This window comes from Rhizobium sp. K102, assembly GCF_022385315.1.
GTDB classification, from domain to species: Bacteria; Pseudomonadota; Alphaproteobacteria; order Rhizobiales; family Rhizobiaceae; genus Rhizobium; species Rhizobium croatiense.
In genome coordinates this window covers 182,895-206,848 of record NZ_CP092436.1, presented here as the reverse complement: position 1 = coordinate 206,848, position 23,954 = coordinate 182,895, and the positions used below count along the sequence as shown (strand labels likewise).

20 protein-coding genes and 2 pseudogenes are annotated in these 23,954 nt (G+C 62.4%); 14 read left to right on the top strand and 8 right to left on the bottom strand.

Annotated features, from left to right (window positions below):
- Positions 1–88: 88 nt before the first annotated feature.
- A complete protein-coding gene (gene ftrA, locus MHI61_RS06965) occupies positions 89–1,090 on the bottom strand; it encodes a transcriptional regulator FtrA (RefSeq protein WP_239791447.1) in 1,002 nt (333 codons plus the stop codon).
- 71 nt (positions 1,091–1,161) lie between these two features.
- Between ftrA and MHI61_RS06960 the strand changes: the two genes are divergently transcribed.
- The gene (locus MHI61_RS06960) at positions 1,162–1,572 is read left to right on the top strand and encodes a rhodanese-like domain-containing protein (RefSeq protein WP_097581914.1); all 411 of its coding nucleotides are present in this window, start codon (positions 1,162–1,164) and stop codon (positions 1,570–1,572) included.
- A 39-nt stretch (positions 1,573–1,611) separates the two neighbouring features.
- Here the strand turns inward: MHI61_RS06960 and MHI61_RS06955 are convergent, their stop codons facing one another.
- Complete coding sequence (locus tag MHI61_RS06955) at positions 1,612–2,634, bottom strand: NAD(P)-dependent alcohol dehydrogenase (protein WP_239791446.1); 1,023 nt, start codon at positions 2,632–2,634, stop codon at positions 1,612–1,614.
- Between the two features lie 102 nt (positions 2,635–2,736).
- Between MHI61_RS06955 and MHI61_RS06950 the strand changes: the two genes are divergently transcribed.
- The 3 genes from MHI61_RS06950 (at position 2,737) to MHI61_RS06940 (ending at position 6,915) form a co-directional block, all read left to right on the top strand.
- Positions 2,737–3,636 carry a LysR family transcriptional regulator gene (locus tag MHI61_RS06950; protein WP_239791445.1) on the top strand — a complete coding sequence of 300 codons (900 nt, stop codon included), beginning with the start codon at positions 2,737–2,739 and terminating at the stop codon, positions 3,634–3,636.
- A 178-nt stretch (positions 3,637–3,814) separates the two neighbouring features.
- Positions 3,815–4,351 (top strand): biliverdin-producing heme oxygenase, encoded by a 537-nt coding sequence (locus MHI61_RS06945; RefSeq protein WP_239791444.1) that lies wholly within the window; start codon positions 3,815–3,817, stop codon positions 4,349–4,351.
- The gene (locus tag MHI61_RS06940) at positions 4,348–6,915 is read left to right on the top strand and encodes an HWE histidine kinase domain-containing protein (protein WP_239791443.1); all 2,568 of its coding nucleotides are present in this window, start codon (positions 4,348–4,350) and stop codon (positions 6,913–6,915) included. Before MHI61_RS06945 ends, MHI61_RS06940 begins: the two co-directional genes overlap by 4 nt.
- A gap of 3 nt (positions 6,916–6,918) precedes the next feature.
- Here the strand turns inward: MHI61_RS06940 and MHI61_RS06935 are convergent.
- Positions 6,919–7,597, bottom strand: a pseudogene (locus MHI61_RS06935) (TetR family transcriptional regulator C-terminal domain-containing protein).
- 273 nt (positions 7,598–7,870) lie between these two features.
- On the opposite strand from MHI61_RS06935, the gene MHI61_RS06930 reads away from it, so the two are divergent.
- From MHI61_RS06930 to hydA, 3 genes are read left to right on the top strand one after another with little or no spacing between them, the layout of a single operon-like run.
- On the top strand, positions 7,871–9,124 hold the full coding sequence (locus tag MHI61_RS06930; protein ID WP_239791442.1) for a Zn-dependent hydrolase: 1,254 nt from the start codon (positions 7,871–7,873) through the stop codon (positions 9,122–9,124).
- On the top strand, positions 9,121–9,402 hold the full coding sequence (locus MHI61_RS06925; protein WP_239791441.1) for a hypothetical protein: 282 nt from the start codon (positions 9,121–9,123) through the stop codon (positions 9,400–9,402). The genes MHI61_RS06930 and MHI61_RS06925 overlap by 4 nt, the downstream gene beginning before the upstream one ends.
- Positions 9,399–10,853, top strand: a complete 1,455-nt coding sequence (gene hydA, locus MHI61_RS06920) for a dihydropyrimidinase (RefSeq protein WP_239791440.1) — start codon at positions 9,399–9,401, stop codon at positions 10,851–10,853. The genes MHI61_RS06925 and hydA overlap by 4 nt, the downstream gene beginning before the upstream one ends.
- A 57-nt stretch (positions 10,854–10,910) precedes the next feature.
- Here the strand turns inward: hydA and MHI61_RS06915 are convergent, their stop codons facing one another.
- Positions 10,911–11,324: a cupin domain-containing protein gene (locus tag MHI61_RS06915; protein WP_222139604.1), complete on the bottom strand. Its 414-nt coding sequence runs from the start codon at positions 11,322–11,324 to the stop codon at positions 10,911–10,913.
- A 94-nt stretch (positions 11,325–11,418) separates the two neighbouring features.
- On the opposite strand from MHI61_RS06915, the gene MHI61_RS06910 reads away from it, so the two are divergent.
- The 7 genes and pseudogenes from MHI61_RS06910 (at position 11,419) to MHI61_RS06880 (ending at position 20,766) form a co-directional block, all read left to right on the top strand.
- Positions 11,419–12,204: an ABC transporter ATP-binding protein gene (locus tag MHI61_RS06910; protein WP_097581928.1), complete on the top strand. Its 786-nt coding sequence runs from the start codon at positions 11,419–11,421 to the stop codon at positions 12,202–12,204.
- Between the two features lie 171 nt (positions 12,205–12,375).
- A complete protein-coding gene (locus tag MHI61_RS06905) occupies positions 12,376–12,756 on the top strand; it encodes a DUF559 domain-containing protein (protein WP_239791439.1) in 381 nt (126 codons plus the stop codon).
- Positions 12,753–13,682, top strand: coding sequence for an ABC transporter permease (locus tag MHI61_RS06900; protein WP_239791438.1), 930 nt, complete (start codon positions 12,753–12,755; stop codon positions 13,680–13,682). Before MHI61_RS06905 ends, MHI61_RS06900 begins: the two co-directional genes overlap by 4 nt.
- A complete protein-coding gene (locus tag MHI61_RS06895) occupies positions 13,679–14,806 on the top strand; it encodes an ABC transporter permease (protein ID WP_239791437.1) in 1,128 nt (375 codons plus the stop codon). The genes MHI61_RS06900 and MHI61_RS06895 overlap by 4 nt, the downstream gene beginning before the upstream one ends.
- A gap of 59 nt (positions 14,807–14,865) precedes the next feature.
- Positions 14,866–15,837 (top strand): ABC transporter substrate-binding protein, encoded by a 972-nt coding sequence (locus tag MHI61_RS06890; protein WP_239791436.1) that lies wholly within the window; start codon positions 14,866–14,868, stop codon positions 15,835–15,837.
- A 398-nt stretch (positions 15,838–16,235) separates the two neighbouring features.
- Positions 16,236–17,426, top strand: a complete 1,191-nt coding sequence (locus tag MHI61_RS06885; protein WP_239791435.1) for an efflux RND transporter periplasmic adaptor subunit — start codon at positions 16,236–16,238, stop codon at positions 17,424–17,426.
- Positions 17,427–17,438: 12 nt separating this feature from the next.
- Positions 17,439–20,766: pseudogene (locus tag MHI61_RS06880) on the top strand (efflux RND transporter permease subunit).
- A 106-nt stretch (positions 20,767–20,872) separates the two neighbouring features.
- Here the strand turns inward: MHI61_RS06880 and ureG are convergent.
- The 4 genes from ureG to MHI61_RS06860 form a co-directional block, all read right to left on the bottom strand.
- A complete protein-coding gene (ureG, locus tag MHI61_RS06875) occupies positions 20,873–21,484 on the bottom strand; it encodes an urease accessory protein UreG (protein ID WP_038690830.1) in 612 nt (203 codons plus the stop codon).
- Positions 21,485–21,574: 90 nt separating this feature from the next.
- Positions 21,575–22,246, bottom strand: coding sequence for an urease accessory protein UreF (locus tag MHI61_RS06870; RefSeq protein WP_239791434.1), 672 nt, complete (start codon positions 22,244–22,246; stop codon positions 21,575–21,577).
- 6 nt (positions 22,247–22,252) lie between these two features.
- On the bottom strand, positions 22,253–22,834 hold the full coding sequence (gene ureE, locus MHI61_RS06865) for an urease accessory protein UreE (protein WP_239791433.1): 582 nt from the start codon (positions 22,832–22,834) through the stop codon (positions 22,253–22,255).
- A gap of 84 nt (positions 22,835–22,918) precedes the next feature.
- Positions 22,919–23,782: a GGDEF domain-containing protein gene (locus tag MHI61_RS06860; RefSeq protein ID WP_239791432.1), complete on the bottom strand. Its 864-nt coding sequence runs from the start codon at positions 23,780–23,782 to the stop codon at positions 22,919–22,921.
- Positions 23,783–23,954 lie beyond the last annotated feature (172 nt).

Genomic DNA, 23,954 nt, shown 5'->3' with positions numbered 1-23,954 from the left:
AGATATTCGTCATCGTGGCGCTCCCTTTCCAGAACAATAGAGAGCGCCCGTTTAGCGAAGTCAGGCGTAATTGCAAGCATGAGGCGCGCTAACCACAGAATGATTTCCGATACGCGCTTGGGCTCGTCCCGAGCCGCCTGCGGAAATGGTGCCGCATCGTCGCCAGCGTGCCGAAGCCGCTTGATATCGCGATGTCGTCGAGCGACACCGCAAGCTCCTTCTCCAGCAGATCGCGCGCATGGCGCAGCCGCTCCTTCAGCAGCCACTCGCCAACACTCTCACCCGTTGCGGCTTCGAAGCGGCGTTGAAAGGTGCGCATGCTCATGCCCGCTCTTTTGGCGAGCAGATTGATCGGCTGCTCCTCGGATAGGCTTTCCCGCATCCATTCGATCAGCGGCCCTAGACGGATGCCTTCGCGCTCTTCCGGCACGGGAGCCGCGATGAACTGCGCATGCCCGCCCTCGCGATGCGGCGGAACGACGAGCCGTCGCGCCACGCTGTTGGCGGCATCGGCGCCGAAATCGCCGCGCACCACATGCAGGCAGAGATCGATGCCGGCCGCACTGCCCGCCGCGGTCAGCAGGCTGCCCTCGTCCATGTAGAGAACATCGGCGTCAAGGGTGATGTCGGGATAACGCGCGGCGATCGAGGCGACGTAGCGCCAATGCGTGGTCGCCTTGCGATTGGCAAGCAGCCCTGATCCGGCCAGGACCGCGACGCCGGAGCACAGGGACATGATGCGCGCGCCGCGCTGATGGGCTACTCTAAGCGCCGCGGCGAGCGGCGCAGGCACCGGCGCATCGATCGCCCGCCAGCCCGGCACGACGATCAGATCCGCCTCCTCAAGCACCTCCAGTCCCTTGTCGACGGCGACCGTCAACCCGCCGGCGGCGCGCAGCGGCCCCGGCCCGATACCGCAGACGGAGAAGCGATACCAGCTATCGCCCATCTCCGGACGCGGCAGGCCGAAGACCTCGTAGGCGATGCCGAATTCGAAGGTGCAGAGCCCGTCATAGGCAAGGGCTGCGACCAGCGGTCCTTTCGTCTGATGCGGCGAAGTGTTTGGCATGATCTTTACGCAGTCAGTCATGATGGCCAATTTCGCAAAGCTCTACCATCGGCGATACCAAGCTGCAATTCCACCACGGAAAGGAAAGACAGATGCCAAGCCCCGTCGCCGAAATACCAGCCGCCGAGCCTGATCTCGCCGCCGCCCACTATGTTGCCAAGCTCGCTTTCGAAACCGATTGCTCGGATGTCCATGCCGCCTTTGCCGGCGCCAAGGTCGATTTCGTTCTCCTCGACGTGCGCTCGCCGGCCCTGTTTGCGCAATCCCACGTGCCGGGTGCGATCAACCTGCCGCACGGCAAGATGACCGCGCACCGCATGTCGGAATGGGCAAGGGACACGCTGTTCGTCGTCTATTGCGCCGGCCCCCACTGCAACGGCGCAGATAAGGCCGCTCTCCGCCTCGCCAAGCTCGGCCTGAGGGCGAAGCTCATGATCGGCGGCATGACCGGCTGGGCCGACGAAGGTTTCGCGTTCGAAAGCGAGGCCGTCGCTGCCGAATAGCAGCAAGCTCCCCTCCACGACGCGAGGGGAGCGCGTGTTTCAAAACTCGATGACGACCTTGCCGAACGGGCCGCGATAGAGATGATCGAACGCCTGCGGCAGTTCCTCGAAGGCATAGCGCTTGTCGATAACAGGCTTCAGCCCGGTCCGGTCGACCGCGCGCACCAGATCTTCCAGCGCCCGGCGGTGACCGACCGAAATTCCCTGTACGATGGGCGCCTTCAGAAGTAAGGGCGCCGCAGGCCCCGAGACGTCGAACCCCTCGAACACGCCGATCACCGAGATGCGGCCGTTGACTGCCACGGCCTTCAGAGCCTGGCCGAGATGCGGCCCGCCCACGATTTCCAACACGTGGTCGGCGCCGTAATCACCGGTCAAGTGATAGAGCTGCTCCACCCAGTCGCCTTCGTGCCGGTTGATCAGATAATCGGCGCCGAGAGCGGACGCCCGCTCGAGCTTTTCGGTGCTGCCTGACGTAATGAAGACCTCGGCGCCGTGCGCCTTGGCGATCTGCAAGCCGAAGAGCGCGACACCGCCGGTTCCCTGCACCAACACCTTGTCGCCGGCCTTAAGCCTGCCGCATTCAATGAGGGCGAACCAGGCGGTCAGGCCGGCGCAGGGCAACGTGCTAGCTTCGGCGGCATCGAGCGTTGCCGGCGCAAGCGTGAACCACTGCTCGGAAAGCACGGTATGTTCGGACAGCACGCCCGGATAGAATCCGCCCCGTGTCCGGTAGTGCGGCGTGCGGGCCGTGCCCGGCCCCCGGCCCTCGATCCAGTCCGGGGAAAAGGTGGAGATCACCCGGTCGCCGGGTTTGAAGCGCGTGACCTCAGGCCCGACGGCCTCGACCACACCCGCCATGTCCGAGGCCGGCACGAAGGGAAACTGTAGCGGCAGCCCCATGCCGCTCTCCAGGACCAGCCTGTCGCGGAAATTGAGAGAAACGGCCTGCGTCCGCACCCGGACCATCGTGCCTGACACCTCGAGGATTCGGGCTTCACCGATCTTCAGATCGGCTTCCGGTCCGATTGCCTCGGTCTGCCACTGCCTTGTCGTCTGCATCTTTCTGCTCCTTCTCGATTGAGGAGCAGCAGGTATATCGTTGAAAATTCGTCCGCTGTTGTGATAATAAATCGACAGAATGGTGCCGTCATGGAAACAAATATGGAGCAGCTAAAGGGGATTTCGATTTTCGTCCAGACGGCAGAGGCGGGCGGCTTCTCAGCCGCTGCCGAACGGCTCCATCTTACCCGTTCGGCAGTCAGCAAGACGATCGCAAGGCTCGAACAGCGGCTCGGCGTCCGGCTCTTCAACCGCACGACCCGGACCCAAAGCCTGACTGACGAAGGCCGGTTCTTCTATGAGCGCTGCCTGAGAGCCATCGAGGAAATCCGGATCGGTGAGGCCCAGCTCGAATCGGGCAGGCGCGAGGTCCGCGGCAGGCTGCGGGTATCGATGCCGGTGCTGTTCGGACGCCATTGCGCCGCCCCGATCCTGACCCGCCTGCTCGACGATCACCCGGATCTCGAACTCGACTTCTCCTTCAGCGATCGCGTCGTCGACCTCCTGGAGGGCGGCTTCGATCTTGCCGTTCGCAACGGCCCGCTGAAGGATAATCCCGACCTGATGGCGCGGGCGATCGCCCGGCAGTCCATGACGGTCTGCGCCTCGCCTGCCTATCTGGAAAAATACGGCGTGCCGCAAACGCTCGACGACCTCACCCGCCATCAGGGTATCGTCTATCGCAGGGGTGACAACGACAGGGCCTGGATCTTCCCGGCGGCGGCCGGTCCCCCGCGCGAAGTTCTGCCGAAATCGCGGCTGCGCCTCGACGATCTCGCCTCGATAGCGGACGCCGCCGTCGAAGGCCGGGGGCTTGCCTGGCTGACCTGCTGGCTGGTGCGCGACAGGGTCCTGTCAGGTGAGCTCGCGCGGGTTCTGACCGATATGCCGTCCACCATCTTCGAAGCCTATGCCGTGTGGCCGAGATCGCCGGTGATGCTGCCGAAGGTGCGCCTTGCCATCAATATATTGGCGGCGAATCTGCCTCGCCTGATGGATTGAAAAGCGCTCGCGCCGTAAGTCGTGCCTGCGCTTAGGCCGAGCAGTGGACCGCGGGGCAAAGGAAGCCCATGGTTTTCTATGGGTTTCTCTGGAAATAGTGAGATGCTGCAATATATCGCTAGTTCGTCGTTCTCCTATAAACGGCATCATCTGCCATATCACCTAGAATACGGTCCGCATGTCACTTCGCAGCGTGCTCCGCGCACAAACAGCAGATTGCCACGCCGAGGTCGACAAGCTTTTCGGCACGTTCGACCTCTCCGATAGACGGCAGTACGGAACATTCCTGCGCGCTCATGCCCGGGTCGTCCCTGCGGCCGAAAATGCGCTCGAGGAAGCCGGTATAGACCGCCTGCTGCCCGACTGGCCGGAGCGCAGGCGCACGCAAATGCTGCTGGCCGATATCCACGAGCTCGGCGATCCGTTGCCCCCGTCCCTGGCGCCACCGGCATTGCATGGCGAGGCAGCGCTCTGGGGGGCCCTTTACGTGTTCGAAGGCTCCAAGCTCGGGGGCGCCCTGCTTGCCAAAGCCGTGCCTGATTACCTGCCCAGCAGCTATATCACGCCACAAGGTCCAAAGAGCGCCATGAGGATCTTCATGGACCGTCTCGATGCCAGCAATCTGGACGACCCCGACGCTGCCGTCGCCGCCGCCCGCGATGTTTTCGGCCTTTTTCTCCAAGCGGGGCAACTCGAACTGGAAGCCGTCCCATGAGCGGCACATTTGAACCCGTCGATCTCACCAATTGCGACCGCGAGCCGATCCATCAACTTGGCGCAGTTCAACCCTTCGGCTTTCTGCTGGCGGTATCGTCGGACTGGATTGCCGTCCGCGCCTCGGCAAATCTGGTGGAGTTCCTCGGCATTGCGCAGGCCGACGCGCTCGGCCGCCCTGTTGCCTCCCTGATCACGCCCGAAGCGCTCCACACAATCCGCAACAAGCTGACGACGCTGCGGGGGTCCGACGTCGAGCGCATTTTCGGCGTCGTCCTGACACCCGGCCAAGACAGGTTCGACCTTGCCGTGCACATGAACGAGGACCTGGTCATCATCGAAGGCGAGCGCTGCCAGGAGGCCAGACGCGACAGCTCTTCTCTCTCCATGCGCAGCATGATGTCTCGCCTCGACCACACAGAAACGATGGAAGCTTTCTTCCGCGAGGGTGCAAGGCAGGCGCGCGCCCTGACCGGTTTCGACCGGGTGATGGTCTATCGTTTCGACGAAGACGGATCCGGCGAAGTGGTGGCGGAAGCCGCCCGGGCCGGCATCGGCTCGTTCCTGGGGCTGCACTATCCGGCTTCCGACATTCCGGTACAGGCCCGCGCGCTCTATCTGCGCAACCTGTTCCGCATCATTGCCGATGTCGACGCCGTCCCGGTCCCGATACTGCCGCAACTCGACGAGCACGGTCAGCCGCTCGACCTCTCCATGTCGGTATTGCGCTCGGTCTCGCCGATCCACATTGAATATCTCAAAAACATGGGTGTCGGGGCGTCGCTCTCCATTTCGATCGTGGTGGATGGCAAGCTCTGGGGCCTGTTTGCCTGTCATCACTACGGTCCGCGCCTGCCGTCGGCCCAAAGCCGCTCCACCGCCGAACTCTTCGGTCAGATGTTCGCTTCGCGCCTCGAAAGCCGTGAACGCCGGCTGGCGCTGGACTATGAGACCAAGGCGCGCCGCATCGCCGACCGGCTTCTGACAGCCGTGGCAGACAATGCCAGCCTGCTCGACGATCCCGCTTGGCTGGTCGAAGCGCTTGCCGAAGCCATTCCTGCCGACGGCATCGGTGTGTGGATCAACGGCCGCCTGGCGCTGGCCGGCATCGGACCGGATGAGAAAGGCTTCGCAGCGCTTGTCCGCCACCTCAACCGCACTGCCGCAGGTCGTATCTATGCCGTCGACAGGCTGGGGGACACCTACCCGGATCTTGAGATCGACGATGCGGTGGCAGGCATGCTCGCCATCCCGATCTCGCGTTCGCCGCGCGACTATATCGTGCTTTTCCGCCAGGAATTGGTGCGGACCGTCCGTTGGGGAGGCGACCCGCACAAGCCGGTGGAATACGGACCCAACGGCCCGCGGCTGACGCCGCGCAAGAGCTTCGAGGCATGGTCGGAACTGGTGCGCGGCCGGTCCCTGCCCTTTAGCGAAGCCGAGCGTCGTGTCGCCGAAACGATCCGGGTTACGCTGATCGAGGTGGTTCTGCGCCTCACCGACGAGGCCAGCATGGCGCGCCAGACGGCAAACGAGCGGCAGGAGCTGCTGATCGCCGAACTCAACCACCGCGTCCGCAACATATTGAGCCTCATCACCGGCATCATCCGCCAATCGCAGGCAACCTCCGTGAGCCTCGGTGACTATGTCCGCCAGATCGAGGGCCGCGTCCAGTCACTCGCCCGTGCCCATGACCAGATTACCCGCGATCACTGGGCGCCTGCTTCGCTTCGGCAATTGCTGCTGGCCGAGACCGCCGCCTATCTTGGCAAAAACGCGCAACGCATTCAGATGCGGGGCGAGGACGTACTGCTGGAGCCGCAGGCCTTTTCCACCGCTGCCCTTGTTTTCCACGAGCTGATGACCAACAGCGCCAAATATGGCAGCCTTTCCGGCACCGGCCGCGGCATCGTCGAACTCGGCTGGTCCCGCGATGATGAAGGCAATCTGCGCATTGGCTGGCGGGAAAAAGGTGGTCCGCCCGTCACCGAACCGACGCGCCACGGCTTCGGCTCGACGATCATTCGGCGCTCGATTCCGTATGACCTCGGCGGCAAGGCCGAGTTGCGCTACAACAAGGGCGGGCTCGAAGCGGATTTCTTCATCCCCGGGCGATATGTCGTCGGCCCGACGAGCGATCGATCAGATTCAGCGCCGTACGGAGCAGCGGCACCCAAGGCGATTGCAGGCGGTCGACAGCCGCTTTCCGGCCTGAGCGTGCTGCTGGTGGAAAACAACCTGATTATTGCCATGGACGGCGAAGATATCCTGCGCCGTCTAGGCGCCGAAGTAGCAACCGCACCGAGCGTTGCCGAGGCGAAGGAAATCCTGGCCGGCCGGTCCTTCGATCTGGCGCTTCTCGATGTCAATCTCGGCGATGAGACCAGTTTCGGGATTGCCGACCGACTGGCAGCTGACGGCGTGCCCTTCGTTTTTGCCACGGGTTATGGGGAAGGCATCACCCAGGCAAACAGCCATTCGGACGCGCCCGTGTTGCAAAAGCCCTATACGATGGAAGGCGTAACGGACATTCTCGCCCGCATACCGCTGCCGAAAAGGCAATAAATCTCAGCTCTCGGAGCGATCCGGCCGCAGCCCGCCAATAAAGAGCTGTTCCAGAAACCGCGCCGCATCCTCGAAGCGGCCTTCGCCGGCATGCTCCTGTCCGAGCACAGCGCGCACCTGCACGTCGAAATCCGCATAATGCTGGGTCGTCGACCAGATGGAGAAGATCAGATGGTCAGGGGTCGCATTTGACGATCTTGCCCGATTTCGTCCAGGCGCGGATGACCTCCGCCTTCTCGTCGACCAGTTCCTTCAGCGGACCCTTCAGCTCGTCCTCGATATGCGGCGCGCCCTGCAGCACCTCATTTGCAAAGAGCCGGCTTTCACGCGGAAAGTCGCGCGCCATCTCCAGCTTGCGTCTGATATAGCTGCGGATTTCCTCTTCCGGATTGCCGTCGGCATCGAAGGCGCGCAGCGGCTCCAGCCAAGTGTAAAGCACCCGGTCGATCAGCGCCCGATGCATGGCTTCCTTCGTGCGGAAATAATAGAGCAGGTTGGGTTTCGACATGCCGGCCACTTCGGCGATCTGGTCGATGGTCGAGCCGCGGAAGCCGCTTGCCGAAAACACGTCGAGCGCCGCTTCCAGGATCTGCTCTTCCTTCTCCTCCTGGATTCGCGTCCGCCTCAGGGTTTTCGCTGCTCTCGGTATGGTCACAGGCTGTCGTTTCCCCTTGAAATTCAACTTCTTCGCTCAAGTTTTGGCTGGAGGCACACCGGCCGCTTTCTTGAGCAACTGCCCGTATTTTTATCGGCAATTTTCGTGATTTTCGTCTTGAGCCCGGCGGTGGAAGTTGTAATGTTTACCAATCGGTCAAATTATCCGCCAGATGAAAAACAAAGGCAACTGGCGATTTTCCGGCGCTCGACAAAACCAATAAGAGGCGCAGGAATAGACCACGGGAACAGGCGGGCATGTCACTTCACATGACTGCCGCAAACAGGTGAGGGCATAAAAATGGTGGCAGCACCAGGCGAGAACATGCGCGTCAATGGCGACCGTCTCTGGGACAGTCTCATGGACATGGCGAAGATCGGCCCCGGCATTGCCGGCGGCAACAATCGCCAGACGCTGACGGATTCGGATGCCGAGGGCCGCAGCCTCTTCAAAAAATGGTGCGACGAGGCCGGCCTGACAATGGGCGTCGACCGCATGGGCACGATGTTCGCCACTCGCGCCGGCACCGATTCCGATGCCCTGCCCGTCTATGTCGGTTCGCATCTCGACACCCAGCCGACCGGCGGCAAATATGACGGCGTGCTCGGCGTGCTCGCAGCCCTCGAAGTCGTGCGCACGATGAATGACCTTGGCATCAAGACCAAGCATCCCGTTGTCGTCACCAACTGGACGAACGAGGAGGGCGCGCGTTTTGCCCCGGCGATGCTGGCCTCGGGTGTCTTCGCCGGCGTCCACAGCCTCGATTTTGCCTATAATCGCCGCGACCCCGAGGGCAATCTCTTCGGCGACGAGTTGAAGCGCATCGGCTGGGTCGGCGACGAAGAGGTCGGCGCCCGCAAGATGCACGCCTATTTCGAATATCACATCGAACAGGGCCCGATCCTCGAGGCCGAGGACAAGCAGATCGGCGTCGTCACCCATTGTCAGGGGCTGTGGTGGCTGGAATTCACCCTGACCGGCAAGGAGGCCCACACCGGCTCGACGCCGATGAACATGCGCGTCAACGCCGGCCTTGCCATGTCACGCATCCTGGAAATGGTGCAGAGTGTGGCGATGGGTGAACAGCCGGGCGCCGTCGGCGGCGTCGGCCAGGTCTTCTTCTCGCCGAACTCCCGCAACGTGCTGCCGGGCAAGGTGGTCTTCACCGTCGATATCCGTTCGCCCGATAAGGCCAAGCTCGACCGCATGCGGGCAAAGATCGAGGCGGAAGCGCCAGGCATCTGCGACGCGCTGGGTGTCGGCTGTTCCGTCGAGGCGATCGGCCATTTCGCACCTGTTACCTTCGACGAAAAGCTTGTTGCCTCGGTCCGCTCCGCCGCCGAACGCCTCGGCTACACCCACATGAACCTCATCTCCGGCGCCGGCCACGACGCCTGCTGGGCCGCCAAGGTCGCGCCTGCGACCATGGTCATGTGCCCGTGTGTGGGTGGCCTCAGCCACAACGAGGCGGAAGAGATTTCCAGGGAATGGGCAACGGCGGGTGCCGATGTGCTGTTCCATGCGGTGGTCGAGACGGCGGAGATTGTTCCGTGACCACCGATCCGGACGCAGATCTGGACAGCATGAACCATGCCGACCTGCTGTCGGCGGCAAGAACCATGCGCCGCGCGATCCGCAGCCACCGGGACACGTCAGGCCATGATCTCTGTTGGTATCATCCCGATATGTGGGCGCTTCTGCCGGATACCCCGATCGGCGGACAGGTCGTGCCCGATTGGCCTCAATTTATGCGCGGCTACATCCGTTACCGGCAGTCATTGGATAACCAGCTTGCGCAGGCACCGCGCAGCGACAGGGAGTTCGGAGAATGAGCACAGTTATCAAGAACGGCACCATCGTCACGGCCGACCTCACCTACAAGGCGGACGTCAAGGTCGATGGCGGCAAGATCGTCGAGATCGGCCCGAACCTCTCGGGCGATGAGACCCTCGACGCCTCCGGCTGTTATGTTATGCCGGGTGGTATCGATCCGCATACCCATCTCGAAATGCCCTTCATGGGCACCTATTCCTCCGACGATTTCGAGAGCGGCACGCGCGCCGCCCTTTCCGGCGGCACGACCATGGTGGTCGATTTTGCTCTTCCCGCCCCAGGCCAGTCGCTGCTCGAAGCGCTGACCATGTGGGACAACAAATCGACCCGCGCCAATTGCGACTATTCCTTCCACATGGCGGTTACCTGGTGGAGCGAGCAGGTTTTCAAGGAGATGGAAACCATCGTCCGCGACAAGGGCATCAACACCTTCAAGCACTTCATGGCCTATAAGGGCGCGCTGATGGTCGATGACGACGAGATGTTCGCCTCCTTCCAGCGTTGTGCCGAACTCGGCGCGCTTCCGCTGGTGCATGCAGAAAACGGCGACGTCGTCGCCTCGATGTCGGCAAAGCTGCTCGCCGAGGGCAATAACGGCCCCGAGGCGCATGCCTATTCCCGTCCGGCTGAAGTCGAGGGCGAAGCCACCAACCGCGCCATCATGATCGCCGACATGGCCGGCTGCCCTGTTTATATCGTCCATACCTCCTGCGAACAGGCGCATGAAGCGATCCGCCGCGCCCGCGCCAAGGGCATGCGCGTCTATGGCGAACCGCTGATCCAGCACCTGACGCTCGACGAAAGCGAATATTCCAATCCCGACTGGGATCACGCCGCCCGCCGCGTGATGTCGCCGCCCTTCCGCAGCAAGCAGCATCAGGACAGTCTCTGGGCCGGCCTCGCCTCCGGCTCGCTGCAGGTGGTCGCCACCGACCATTGCGCCTTCACGACGGCGCAGAAGCGGTTCGGCGTCGGCGACTTCACCAAGATCCCGAACGGCACCGGCGGCTTGGAAGACCGCATGCCGATGCTCTGGACGCACGGCGTCAATACCGGCCGGCTGACGATGAACGAATTCGTCGCCGTCACCTCGACCAACATCGCCAAGATCCTCAACATCTATCCGAAGAAGGGCGCGATCCTCGTCGGCGCCGATGCCGATATCGTCGTCTGGGATCCGAAGCGGTCCAAGATCATCTCATCCAAGAGCCAGCAATCGGCGATCGACTACAACGTCTTCGAGGGCAAGGAAGTGACCGGCCTGCCGCGCTACACGCTGACGCGCGGCGTCGTCGCGATCGAGGAAAGCACCATCAAGACCCAGGAAGGCCATGGCGAGTTCGTCCGGCGCGAACCAGTGACGGCCGTCAGCAAGGCACTCTCCACCTGGAAGGAGATCACCTCTCCGCGCAAGGTTGAGCGCAGCGGCATTCCGGCAACGGGCGTGTGACATGGTGCATCACGAGACGGCCATCAACCGGGGAACGACGCCTCCATGCGGATGACCTCACGCTGGCACAAGCGCGTCCAGTTCCGGCAGAAGCACGACGCTCTCCTGCTCGTTCGGGTCGGTTCGGGCGATGACCGCCGTGCATGGCGTGCTGCTGAGGTTTGCCGGCATGTGAGGCACGCCGGCCGGGATATAGAAGAGCTCGCCGGCATGGACGACGACATGATGCTCCAGCCTGTCGCCATACCAGGTGTGGGCTTCGCCGGAGAGCATGTAGATCGCCGTTTCGTGCGCCTCGTGCAGATGCGCCTTGGCGCGCACGCCGGGCGGGATCGTCAGGAGATGCATGCAGATCCCTTTGGCGCCGACCGTCTCGGCCGCGATCCCTTCAAAATAGCTCAGCCCCTGCTTGCCGTCATAGGCGTGTTTGGGGCGAACGATGTGGCAGGTGGGTTGTGATGATGCGTCCATTCTCTTCCTCCATGAAATGTGCCGCCGGCAGGGCCTGTGGCGATGGTAACATGCAAACCGCCTCCCCGCGGCGAAAACAAGAACGGTCGCATTGATGCAAGCACCCTCCGTCGTATCCGCCAAGGATCTCTGTCTCACCTACCAGGCGAATGACGGCCCGGTGCAGGCGCTGAGCGATGTCAATCTCGATGTCCGCAAGGGCGACTTCGTCTCTTTCATTGGCCCGTCGGGCTGTGGCAAGACGACTTTCCTGCGCGTCATCGCCGACCTCGAAAAGAGCACGTCGGGCGAGATTTCCATCAACGGCATGACGCCGGAGGAAGCCCGCAAGGCCCGCGCCTACGGCTATGTCTTCCAGGCGCCGGCGCTCCTGCCCTGGCGCACCATCGAAAACAACATCGCCCTGCCGCTGGAGATCATGGGATATTCCGGCGCCGACCGCACGCGGCGCATCGCCGAAGCGCTCGATCTCGTCAGCCTGTCCGGCTTCGAGAAGAAATTCCCCTGGCAGCTTTCCGGCGGCATGCAACAGCGCGCCTCGATCGCCCGCGCGCTCGCCTTCGACGCCGACCTGCTGCTGATGGACGAACCCTTCGGCGCATTGGACGAGATCGTCCGCGACCATTTGAACGAAGAGCTGCTGAAACTCTGGGCCCGCACCAACAAGACGATCTGCTTCGTCACCCATTCCATTCCCGAGGCCGTCTACCTCTCCACCAAGATCGTGGTGATGTCGCCGCGCCCAGGCCGGGTGACCGACGTGATCGACTCGCCGCTGCCGGCCGAGCGTCCGCTCGACATCCGCGACACCCCTGAGTTTCTGGAGATCGCCCATCGCGTCCGCGAGGGGTTGAGGACGGGGCATAGCCATGAGGTGTAGGCGCGTGTCGTTGGAAAAGACCCCTCCCAACCCCTCCCCACAAGGGGGAGGGGCTTGAGCGCCGAGCCCGCCGCCGACGTTGATACTCTTTCGCGCCGGTCGCTGGAGAACTCGGCGAGCGCCCCAGGTTTGCCCCTCCCCCTTGTGGGGAGGGGTTGGGGAAGGGTTTAAATGCCACATTCAAACATCACCCCCAAAACCCGCGACACCGCAAAACGCCTTCGTCGTGAACTGACGAAAGCAGAGGCCGCGATGTGGGACATGCTGCGCGATCTCAGGCCTTATGGCGCGAGATTCAGGCGTGAGACGCCTATCGGCCCCTATATCGCCGATTTCGCCTGGCTTTCAGCAAGACTGATTGTCGAAGTCGACGGTGATAGCCACGAAACAATTGCCGGCCGCCGACATGATCTTGTCCGGGACGCGTTCCTGCGCAATCAAGGTTTCAACGTGCTTCGCTTCGACAACGCTCAAGTGTTGGACGGCCCTGACTACGTGTTTCTGACGATCGAAAACAACGTCGCTCCGTTCTTGAAGGAGCGCGTTGCGTGAAACCCGACACCCTCAAAGACAAGGTCGTCCCCGTCACCACCATCCTGCTCGTCCTCATCGCCATCTGGTATGTCGCCGCGGTCCTCATGAACGCGCCGTTCCAGCGCGACATGGACGGTCGCGCCGGCGCCACCCCGACGACACTCGAATTCATCGGCAAGACGCTGGCCCAGCCGAAGCCGATCCTGCCGGCGCCGCATCAGGTGGCTGAGAATGTCTACGAAAACACCGTGCTGCGCAGCCTTTCGAGCAACCGCAGCCTTGTCTATCACAGCTGGGTGACGCTCTCCTCCACCCTGCTCGGCTTCGGCTTCGGCATGCTGCTCGGCATCCTTCTTGCCGTGCTGATCGTGCACAATCGCGCCATGGACCGCTCGCTGATGCCCTGGCTGGTGGCGAGCCAGACCATACCGATCCTCGCCATCGCGCCGATGATCGTCATCATCTCCTACAATGTGCTGACCGGCGACAATGCGCTCGCCCATCTCCTGAACCTTGATTCCGACGCCTCCCGTCTGGTCTCCAAGGCGCTGATCTCCACCTACCTCTCTTTCTTTCCCGTCGCCGTCGGCATGGTGAAGGGATTGCGGTCGCCTGAGATCATGCATCTCGATCTGATGCGGACCTATTATGCCAGCCCGATGCAGACCTTCTGGAAGCTGCGCGTCCCGGCCTCGATCCCCTTCCTCTTCACGTCGATGAAGGTCGCGATCGCCGCAAGCCTCGTCGGCGCTATCGTCGGCGAACTGCCGACGGGGGCCGTTGCCGGCATCGGCTCGAAGCTGCTTGCCGGCTCCTATTACAGCCAGACCATCGATATCTGGGCAGCACTCGTCGCCGGATCGCTGCTGGCCGGCATCCTCGTTGCGATCGTCGGCCTTGCCGCCAAGATCGTCGACCGCGCCATGGGCGGGAGGCCGGCATGAGACATCTGACCTTCTCCTGGCAGGGCGTGACCGCCCTCCTCCTCTGCATGGCTGCGCTGATCAGCCTGCCGCTTTTGGCCGAGGGCGCACCGCAGCCCTTCACCAACGGCACCGCAAGCCTCGTCTTCACCATCGTCATCGCCGCCGCCCTGCTGTCCTTCGCGCCGCAGCCGCCGGCCTATCGTGCCACCGTTCTGTTCATCGGCGCCCATGGCGCCGCCTGGATGCTGCTTTCTGCTCTCTCCGGCAACGAGGGCATGGCGACGCGAGCATTCTTCCTGCTGCTCTTCGCCTGCTGGCTGCTGGCTTGGCGATGCGTCACGGAGCTATCGAAACAGCAACCCGTTACCGCCTTCGGCAAATCGACGCTCCAACTGCTGATCCCGGCGATCTTCGGTGCCTGGATCCTTATCCTCTGGGAGGCGGCAACGCGCGGCGCCGGCATTCCTTTCATCATCCTGCCGCCGCCCAGCGCCATCGGCGCCCGCATCATGACCTCCCTGCCGATCCTCGGCGACGACGTCAGGCAGACGATCTTCAAGGCTGTCCTGATCGGTTATGCCGTCGGCTGCCTTGCCGGTTTCGCCGTCGCCGTACTGGCTGACCGCATCACCTTCCTGCGCCGCGGCCTTCTGCCGATCGGCAACATGGTGTCGGCCCTGCCGATCATCGGCGTCGCTCCCGTCATGGTCATGTGGTTCGGCTTCGACTGGCCTTCGAAGGCCGCCGTCGTCATCATCATGACCTTCTTCCCGATGCTGGTGAACACCGTCGCCGGCCTTGCCGCCTCCGGCAGCATGGAGCGCGACCTAATGCGCACCTATGCATCGAGCGATTGGCAGACGCTGCTCAAGCTCAAGCTTCCGGCAGCCATGCCTTTCATTTTCAACGCACTGAAGATCAACTCGACGCTGGCGCTGATTGGTGCCATCGTTGCCGAATTCTTCGGGACGCCGATCGTCGGCATGGGCTTCCGCATCTCCACCGAGATCGGCCGCATGAATGTCGACATGGTCTGGGCGGAAATCGCCGTTGCGGCGCTGGCCGGCTCGATCTTCTATGGCGTCATCGCCCTGACGGAACGGGCGGTGACGTTCTGGCATCCGTCTATCCGTGGTGGCTAGGCGCGCGCGGGCTTCGCAAACGGGGTCCGGGCATAACTTCAGAGGGTAAGGACAAGAAAATGAAGAAGTTGATGGTTGCAATGATGGCGGGCGCCATGACGCTTGCGGCCGCGCACGCGATGGCCGCCGACAAGGTCGTGCTGCAGCTGAAATGGGTCACGCAGGCCCAGTTCGGCGGCTATTACGTCGCCAAGGACAAGGGCTTCTACAAGGAGGAAGGTCTCGAAGTCGACATCAAGCCGGGCGGTCCCGATATCGCCCCCGAACAGGTGATCGCCGGCGGCGGCGCCGATGTGATCGTCGACTGGATGGGCGGCGCTCTGGTTGCCCGCGAAAAGGGCGTTCCGCTCGTCAACATCGCCCAGCCCTTCCAGAAGTCGGGCCTGCAAATGATCTGCCGCAAGGACGGCCCTGTTAAGACCGAGGCCGACTTCAAGGGTCATACGCTCGGCGTCTGGTTCTTCGGCAACGAGTACCCCTTCTTCGCCTGGATGAACAAACTCGGCCTGTCGACCGAAGGCGGCCCGAACGGCGTCACCGTGCTGAAACAGAGCTTCGACGTGCAGCCGCTCGTCCAGAAGCAGGCCGACTGCATCTCCGTCATGACCTATAATGAATACTGGCAGGCGATCGATGCCGGCTTCAAGCCGGAGGAACTGACGGTCTTCAACTATACCGAGATGGGCAACGACCTCTTGGAAGACGGCCTCTACGTGATGGAGGACAAGCTGAAGGATCCGGCCTTCAAGGAGAAGATGGTCAAGTTTGTCCGCGCCTCGATGAAGGGCTGGAAATATGCCACCGAAAACCCCGATGAAGCCGCCGAGATCGTCCTGGACAATGGCGGCCAGGACGAAAACCACCAGAAGCGCATGATGGGCGAAGTCGCCAAGCTCGTCGGTGACGGCTCCGGCAAGCTGGACGAGGCACTCTATGCCCGCACCGCAAAGGCGCTGCTTGATCAGAAGATCATTAGCAAGGAGCCCTCGGGCGCCTGGACGCACGACATTACCGACGCTGCTTCCAAGTAATCGCGGCAACATTGCGAGGGAAACGCGCGGGGAATATCTCCGCGCGTTTCGTATTTTCCTGCTTGCACGAAAAATCACCCTGCAACTGTCGCATTTGTCCGGCGTCAAACGTCATTGTGGTAGAGGCGGGATCAATCATCGTCATGCTCGCATAACCCTTCGGTGATTGATTCAGGTTCTGATGGTAACTATTATCGGCTCATGGGGAATTGTTTTCTGCCGGGCTTGCATATCGAGCAAATCGATACCAATTAGAAGCCGATTTGCCGATGAGGGATGAAGACGGCAAATGATGTGCGGATACCCTTGAGAATGCAGGAAAGGCAGTGGCCTGGTCGCGAGCTGAAGGACAGACGCGCGAGTTCGGCCAACCTTGTTACAGGATTGGACGACGACGCATGGCACGCAGGCCGATTGGAATTTTAGGCGTATCCACCCTTTTTGCGGCGGCACTGGCCGCATCCACCGCATGTTCGCAGGAAGCGCCGGTCGCAAAACCGCAGCAGAACCTGCCGGCGATCGTCGTCACCACGGCGACGAACCGCACTCTCGTCGACCGAGTCATCGGCACGGGAACGGTCAAGCCCGTCGAGGAGGTCTATATCCAGCCGCAGGTCGAGGGCCTGTCGATCCGCACGCTGAAAGCCGACGTCGGCGACAAGGTTCAGACCGACAGCACATTGGCGACGCTCAACGACGACGCGCTGGTCCTGGAGAAGAGCCAGATGATGGCGACGAGGGCCAAGGGTGAGGCAAGCCTCGCCCAGCTGCGCGCGCAGCTCATCGAGGCCCAGGCCAACGCCGAACAGGCCAGGCAGCAGCAGGCCCGCTCCCAGGAAATGGGCAAGAAGGGCACGGTTTCCACCGCTCAGGTCGAGCAGGCTGATGCGACCGCCGCCGCAGCCAATGCCCGCGTCGTCTCCGCCGAACAGGCGATCGAGGTCGCCGAAGCCGATCTGAAGGTCTTCGACAGTCAGATTGCCGATGCCGATCTGAAACTCGCCCGCACCGATGTGAAGACGCCGGTTGCCGGCGTGGTTGCGGCAAAGAATGCCAAGGTCGGCGCCATTGCCGCCGGCAACGGCGATCCGCTGTTCACCATCATTCGCGACGGCGATATCGAGCTCGTGGCCGAAGTCGCCGAAAGCGACATCGTCAGGATCATGGCCGGCCAGAAGGCGACGATTTCGCTTTCCGGCAGCCGCGAGAAGCTTTCCGGCGCAGTGCGCCTGGTGTCGCCGACCATCGATCCGACCACCCGCCTCGGCCTCGTTCACATCTCCATCGACGATGACAGCAAGGCGCGCTCCGGCATGTATGGCAGTGCCGAGATCATCGTGCGCGAGACCCAAGGCGTATCGCTTCCCCTGACCGCGGTCTTGACGAGCAATGAAGGCTCGTCGGCCCGCAAGGTCGAGGATGGTGTGGTAAAATTCGCCAAGATCGAAACCGGCATCCAGGACGGTGCCTATGTCGAGATCGTCAATGGATTGAAGAGCGGCGATGAGGTCGTGGCCAAGGCGGGCGCCTATGTCCGCGACGGCGATCACATCACGCCGGTGCGTGAACAGCCCTCGGCTTCCAACTAAAGAGACCATCCGATGAATTTTTCAGCCTGGTCCATTCGAAATCCGATCGCGCCGCTGCTGGCCTTCTGCCTGTTGATATTCATCGGCATCCAGTCCTTCAACACGCTGCCGATCACGCGCTTCCCGAACATCGACGTGCCGCTGGTTTCGATCAGTGTGACGCAGAGCGGCGCTTCGCCGGCCGAACTCGAAATGCAGGTGACGAAGGAGATCGAAGACGCGATCGCCTCGATCACCGGCATCGACGAGATCCAGTCGACGGTGACCGACGGCAGCTCGCAGACCAATGTCATGTTCCGCATGGAAGTGCCGACAGAACAGGCTGTGCAGGACGTCAAGGACGCGATCGATCGCATCCGCAGCGATCTGCCGGCGACGGCCGAAACGCCGATCGTTACCAAGGTCGACGTCGAGGGCCAGGCGATCCAGACCTTCGCCGTTTCCTCGCCCGACATGTCGCTCGAAGAACTCTCCTGGTTCGTCGACGATACGGTCAAGCGCGCCCTGCAGGGCCAGGCCGGTATCGGCCGCGTCGACCGTTACGGCGGCGCGGAACGCGAAGTGCGCATCGAACTCACCCCCGCCAAGCTCGATGCCCATGGCATCACCGCGGCAAGCGTCAACCAGCAGCTGCGCGGCACCAACGTCGACCTCGGCTCCGGCCGCGGCCAGGTGGCCGGTAGCGAACAGGCGATCCGCGTTCTCGGCGATGCTCGCAATGTCGCTGAACTCGCAGACACGACGATCGCGCTGCCGAACGGCCGTTTCGTCAAGCTGTCCGACCTCGGCGTCATCAAGGACACTTATGAAGAGCCGAAATCCTTCTCGCGCTTCAATGATACGCCTGTTGTCACCTTCGGCGTCTTCCGTTCGAAGGGCGCCAGCGAGGTCAGCGTCGCCGAAACCGTAGCGCAGAGCCTCGACAAGGTGAGAAGCGAAAACCCGAATGTGAAGATCGAGATGATCGACGATTCGGTGTATTTCACCTACGGCAACTACGAAGCCGCCATCCACACGCTGCTCGAAGGCGCGCTGCTCGCTGTCATTGTCGTCCTGCTCTTTCTCCGGAACTGGCGCGCGACCCTGATTTCGGCGATCGCCCTGCCGCTGTCTGCGATCCCGACTTTTTGGGTCATGGACATGATGGGCTTCTCGCTGAACCTCGTCAGCTTCCTGGCCCTGACGCTGGCGACCGGTATCCTTGTCGACGATGCGATCGTCGAAATCGAGAACATCGCCCGCCACATCAAGATGGGCAAGACACCCTACCGGGCGGCGATCGAGGCGGCGGATGAAATCGGCCTTGCCGTCATCGCCACCACCTTCACCATCATCGCCGTCTTCGTGCCGGTTTCCTTCATGCCGGGCATTCCGGGCCAGTACTTCATCCAGTTCGGCCTGACCGTCGCCTTCTCCGTCTTCTTCTCGCTGATGGTGGCACGCCTCATCACCCCGATGATGGCCGCCTATCTCATGCGCGCCGAAGACGGTGTCGACGACCATCACGACAATGACGGCCTGCTGATGAAGGGCTACACGCGCCTGATCCGCGCGACGACCGGGCATAAATATTCGCGATATCTGACACTATTCGCGGCGGTCGCCTTCCTCGTTGGTTCGGTTATGCTGCTGATGAAGGTTCCGGGTAGCTTCCTGCCGCCCGAAGACGCCTCGCGCATCGTTCTCTCCGTCGAACTGCCGCCCAACGCGCGGCTCGACGACACCGAGAAGACGGCGGACGCGATCTATGACCGGGTCAAAGACATCAACGGCGTCGAAAGCGTCTTCGTCCTCGGCGGCGCATCGCCGAAGGGCGATCTCGAACTGCGCCGTGCGACCATCACGCTGGCACTCCACAAGCTCGACCAGTCGCTGGTCAAGAAGGTGGTCAACGACGTGCTCGGTGACATCCCGGTCATCGGTCCGATGCTGCCGAAGGTGGAAGTCCACGGCCGTGAACGCCCGCAATGGGATATCGAAAAGGAAGTCTTCGCGAAGGTGCGCGACATTCCCGACGTCCATATCCTCAAGCTCAACGACCGCGGCGAACGCGACCTCTCCTTCAACTTCCTCTCCAAGAACGAGAAGGATCTGAACGAGGCCGTCGGCATTCTGGAATCCAAGCTCCGCGCCGACCCGCTGCTCGCCAATGTCAGCGCCGACGGCGCCCTGCCTCGTCCGGAACTGCAGGTCTACCCGCGCAAGGACGAGGCCGCCCGCCTCGGCATCACGCCGCAGCAGATCTCCGAGACGATCCGAGTTCGCCACCATCGGCGATGTCGATGCGGCGCTTGCCAAAATCTCGCTCGACGATCGCCAGATCCCGATCCGGGTGCAGGCGGCACTCGACATGCGCCGCGATCTTGCGGCCCTCCGGGCATTGAAGATCCAGACCGCCAGCGGCGGCACCGTTCCGCTCTCGAGCGTCGCCAATATCGACTATTCGGAAGGCGTAAGCTCGATCAAGCGCAACAACCGCAACCGTGTCGTCTCTATCGGCTCCGATCTGCCGCAGGGCGTGGCGCTCGACACGGCTTCGGCCCGCTTCCGCGAGATCGTCAAGGCGGCCAACATCCCGGCCTCCGTACACCTTGCCGAAAGCGGCGATACGAAGGTGCAGACCGAGATGCAGCAGAGCTTCGTCAACGCCATGTTGATGGGCCTTTTGCTGGTGCTGACGGTGCTGATTCTCCTCTTCAAGGACGTCATCCAGCCCTTCACCATCCTGTTCTCGCTGCCGCTTGCCATCGGCGGCGTCGCGGCGGCTCTCATTATCACCAGCAATCCGCTGTCCATGCCCGTCATGATCGGCATTTTGATGCTGATGGGTATCGTCACCAAGAACGCCATCCTGCTCGTCGATTTCGCGATCGAGATGCGCCATCAGGGCATGGCCCGTGTCGAAGCCATGGTCGAAGCCGGCCGCAAGCGCGCCCGGCCGATCATCATGACTTCGATCGCCATGTCGGCAGGCATGCTGCCTTCCGCGCTCGGCGTCGGCGAAGGCGGCTCCTTCCGCGCGCCGATGGCGATCGCGGTGATCGGCGGCATCATCGTCTCGACGGTCCTCTCGCTCGTCGTCGTGCCCTCCTTCTTCCTGATCATGGACGATCTCTCCCGCCTGCTCGGATGGATGTTCGGCCGGATGGTCGGCAGGAAGGACGAGGAGGAACTGCCTCTGTCGCCCGAGGATCTCACCCGCGTGACCCGCGAGAACCGCAGCGATATCGATGCGCTGGACGAGCGCCTGACGGCGATCGAAAAGCCGGAAGGCAAGCGCAAGAATGCCAAAGGCAACGACACCAACGTTCTACGGCTGCCGCCTTTCGCAGCCGAATAAGCAAGATCCAGACAATGAAACCGGCCGGGAGTTTACTCCCGGCCCGTTCGTTTTGCCGTTTTCGCCGCCACCAGTGAGGTCGATCTGCTGCGGCAGGTCGATCGGCTCAGAGCCCGCCCTGCTCCCTGAGGAAATTGACGATCGAACTGATGCCGTCGCCGCGCTTCATGTCCGAGAAGACGAACGGGCGGCTCGCGCGCATGCGCGTCGCATCCCGGTCCATCACCTCGAGATCGGCGCCGACATAGGGCGCCAGATCCTTTTTGTTGATGACAAGCAGGTCGGACCGGGTGATGCCGGGCCCGCCCTTGCGCGGGATTTCCTCGCCCTGGCAGACGGAGATCACGTAGATGGTAATATCGGCAAGATCCGGCGAAAAGGTCGCCGCCAGATTGTCGCCGCCGGATTCGATGAAGACGACGTCGAGATCGGGTATGCGCTCGTTGAGGCCGGCGATCGCCTGCAGATTGATCGTCGCATCCTCGCGGATGGCTGTATGCGGGCAGCCGCCGGTTTCGACGCCGACGATCCGCTCCGAGGGCAAGGCCTGCATGCGCACCAGCGCCTCGGCATCCTCGGTCGTATAGATGTCGTTGGTGACGACGGCGACGGAATAGTCGTCGCGCATCGCTTTGCAGAGCTTTTCCGTCAGCGCCGTTTTACCCGAGCCGACCGGCCCGCCGATCCCGACGCGCAGAGGTCCGTTCCTTGATTTCATGTGTTTCACTCCAATCGAACCGGATGATAGCGACGGCGGCGGCGGGCGCCACCGTCAAATGACGCAGTTTCTGCGGATAATTTTATATCCTCACGACCGGAACAACCGCGTCGCCTGCGTCTCATGGCGCAGGCTGGCGATATCGGCCTGCACGGTCGCCGATCCGAGATCGTCGAGCGACGACGCCGCCGCCCGTCGGGCAACCTCCGCAATGGGCTCTTCAAGGCCGGCCAACACGGCGACACCGTCCCTCTGCCCGGCAACGCCGAGGCGGATACCGGACGAAACCGCTTGCGAGGCATAGGCGTGCAGGAAGACTGCGAGCACCTGCTCGGACCCTATGCCATGCGCACCGGCAACCGCGCCCACCGCGACGGGATAAGCGGTCTTGCCGGGCAGCCTCTCGAACACTTCGTCCGGCCAAGCCCGCGCCGCCGCGAGGAAGGCGTCACCGAGCAGCATGGTTTCCTGATGGCGCTCACGCGATCCGGCAAGAGCCTCGGCCAGAGCGGCAGTTTCGGCAAGGCGCGCGACATCTGCCTGTTGCCTGTGGCTCTCGGCCAGAAGCACCGCATCATTCCAGACGGCGCCATGGCCGATCAGAGTGCCGATCCAGTTTGCAAGCGAAGCCGCATCGATGACGAGTCCATCGGCCACTGCCCGCTCCAACCCACCCGAATAGGCGAAGCTACCGACCGGAAAGGCCGGCGACAGCCACGCCGTCAGGCGCAGCAATGCCTGCAGTTGGCGATCCCCTGTCATCGCGCCTCAATCGTGCTTGTGGCCGTGATGATGCCCGTGATCGTGGTCGTGATCGCAGCTGTGATCATGCTGGTGGTCGTGGCCATGCGTGTGACCGTGATCATGGCTGTGATCATGGCTGTGAGCGGCATGGCCGTGATCATGCGCATGGCCGCCATGGGAATGATAGGCTCCGCGCGCGGGTTGAAAGGGTTCGTCGATCTCCAGTACGGTGGCGCCGAGGCCCTGCAGCATCGAGCGGATGACATGGTCGCGTAAAATGACGATGCGGTCTTCCTCGATCTGGGCGGCAAGATGACGGTTGCCGAGATGCCAGGCGAGCTCGACGAGATGCATGCGGTCGCGTCCGCGAATTTCGAAGAGTTTCTCGTCGGCAGCCAGAATCTCGATCAGCTCCCCATCCTCGCGCACCAGCAGGTCGCCATTGGCGAAGAGCACCGGGTCCTTGAGATCGAGCATGACCATCTCGCCATTTTCCAGATGCAGAAGCTTGCGGCGCAGATGGCGCAGATCGTGCGGCAGCTTGACCTGGGCGGTCGGATGGGAGGACGGGGTACCGGCGGGAAGATAGGAAGTGACGCGCTGCATGATATGTCCGTTTTGCTGAGACGAACATGCAAAATAGTCTTTCCCGATGCAATCACCAATGGCCTTTTGCTCAGACCGTGGCTTTTATATCCCGTAGGCCTGCATCAGGTTGTCGCTCTCAGCTCCCCTGCCCTTGGCATCGAGGCCATTTTCGACGAGCCCGTGCCAAGCATGATGCAGGCCTTCCCGTTCGTGCACGACACGATTGCGCCCGAGCGCCTTGGCGAGGTAGAGCGCCCGGTCCGCCGAGGCATACACCGCTTGCTTGCTGCGCCCGGCGGCGAGATCGGCAACGCCGCCGGAAACGGTGATGCGGATATCGTGCCCCTCGGCCGCGATGGCGCCGCTTGCTATCCGGGCTCGCACCGCTTCGATGCGTTCCATCCGCGCCTCCAGCGGTTCGCCGGAGACGATGACGCCAAACTCCTCCCCACCCAGCCGTGCAATGACGGACATTTCGTCGAAGGCGGATATGAGCATGGCCGAGACCGCGGTGATGACGGCATCGCCGCAGGCATGGCCGAAACGGTCGTTGATCGCCTTGAAGCGGTCGACATCGAAAATGACAAGCGAGGCATTGCCCTCGGTTTTGTCGAGCGCCTCCGTGAAGGCGCGACGATTCAAGAGGCCGGAGAGCGTATCCGTGCGGCTGAGCTTTTCGAACTCCGCCCGCGAGACTGTCAACTCATGCATGGTAAACCCAGCGGTCAACGACAACATGCCGCAAACCGTGCCGCCGACAAGCCAGGAAAAAACGGCACCGAAGCCGATCGCATGCGAAAGGCTCACCGGCAGCAGCCCGAGAAAACCGAGTGGCGGTATCGTCAGCGCGAGGATGACGCCTGAAAGAATGACGGCAAGAAAGCTCATCCTCAGCGCAAAGAGATAGACGTTCCTGCGATATTGAAAATCGCCGAAACCGGCCTGCAGCGACATCCAGCTTCTCATGAGAATCGACCTTCCTGCCCGGGCGTTTCACGGCATTGATAAGAGCCCAATTGCTGCGGGTGTCTTAATCGACTCGTTAAAATTCGAACGGTTTTGGACGATTTGACGGACAGATTTTTTCTAGCAGGGGATGCAAACATCCGATCCCTGAATGGGACAGGGCGAGGAGACG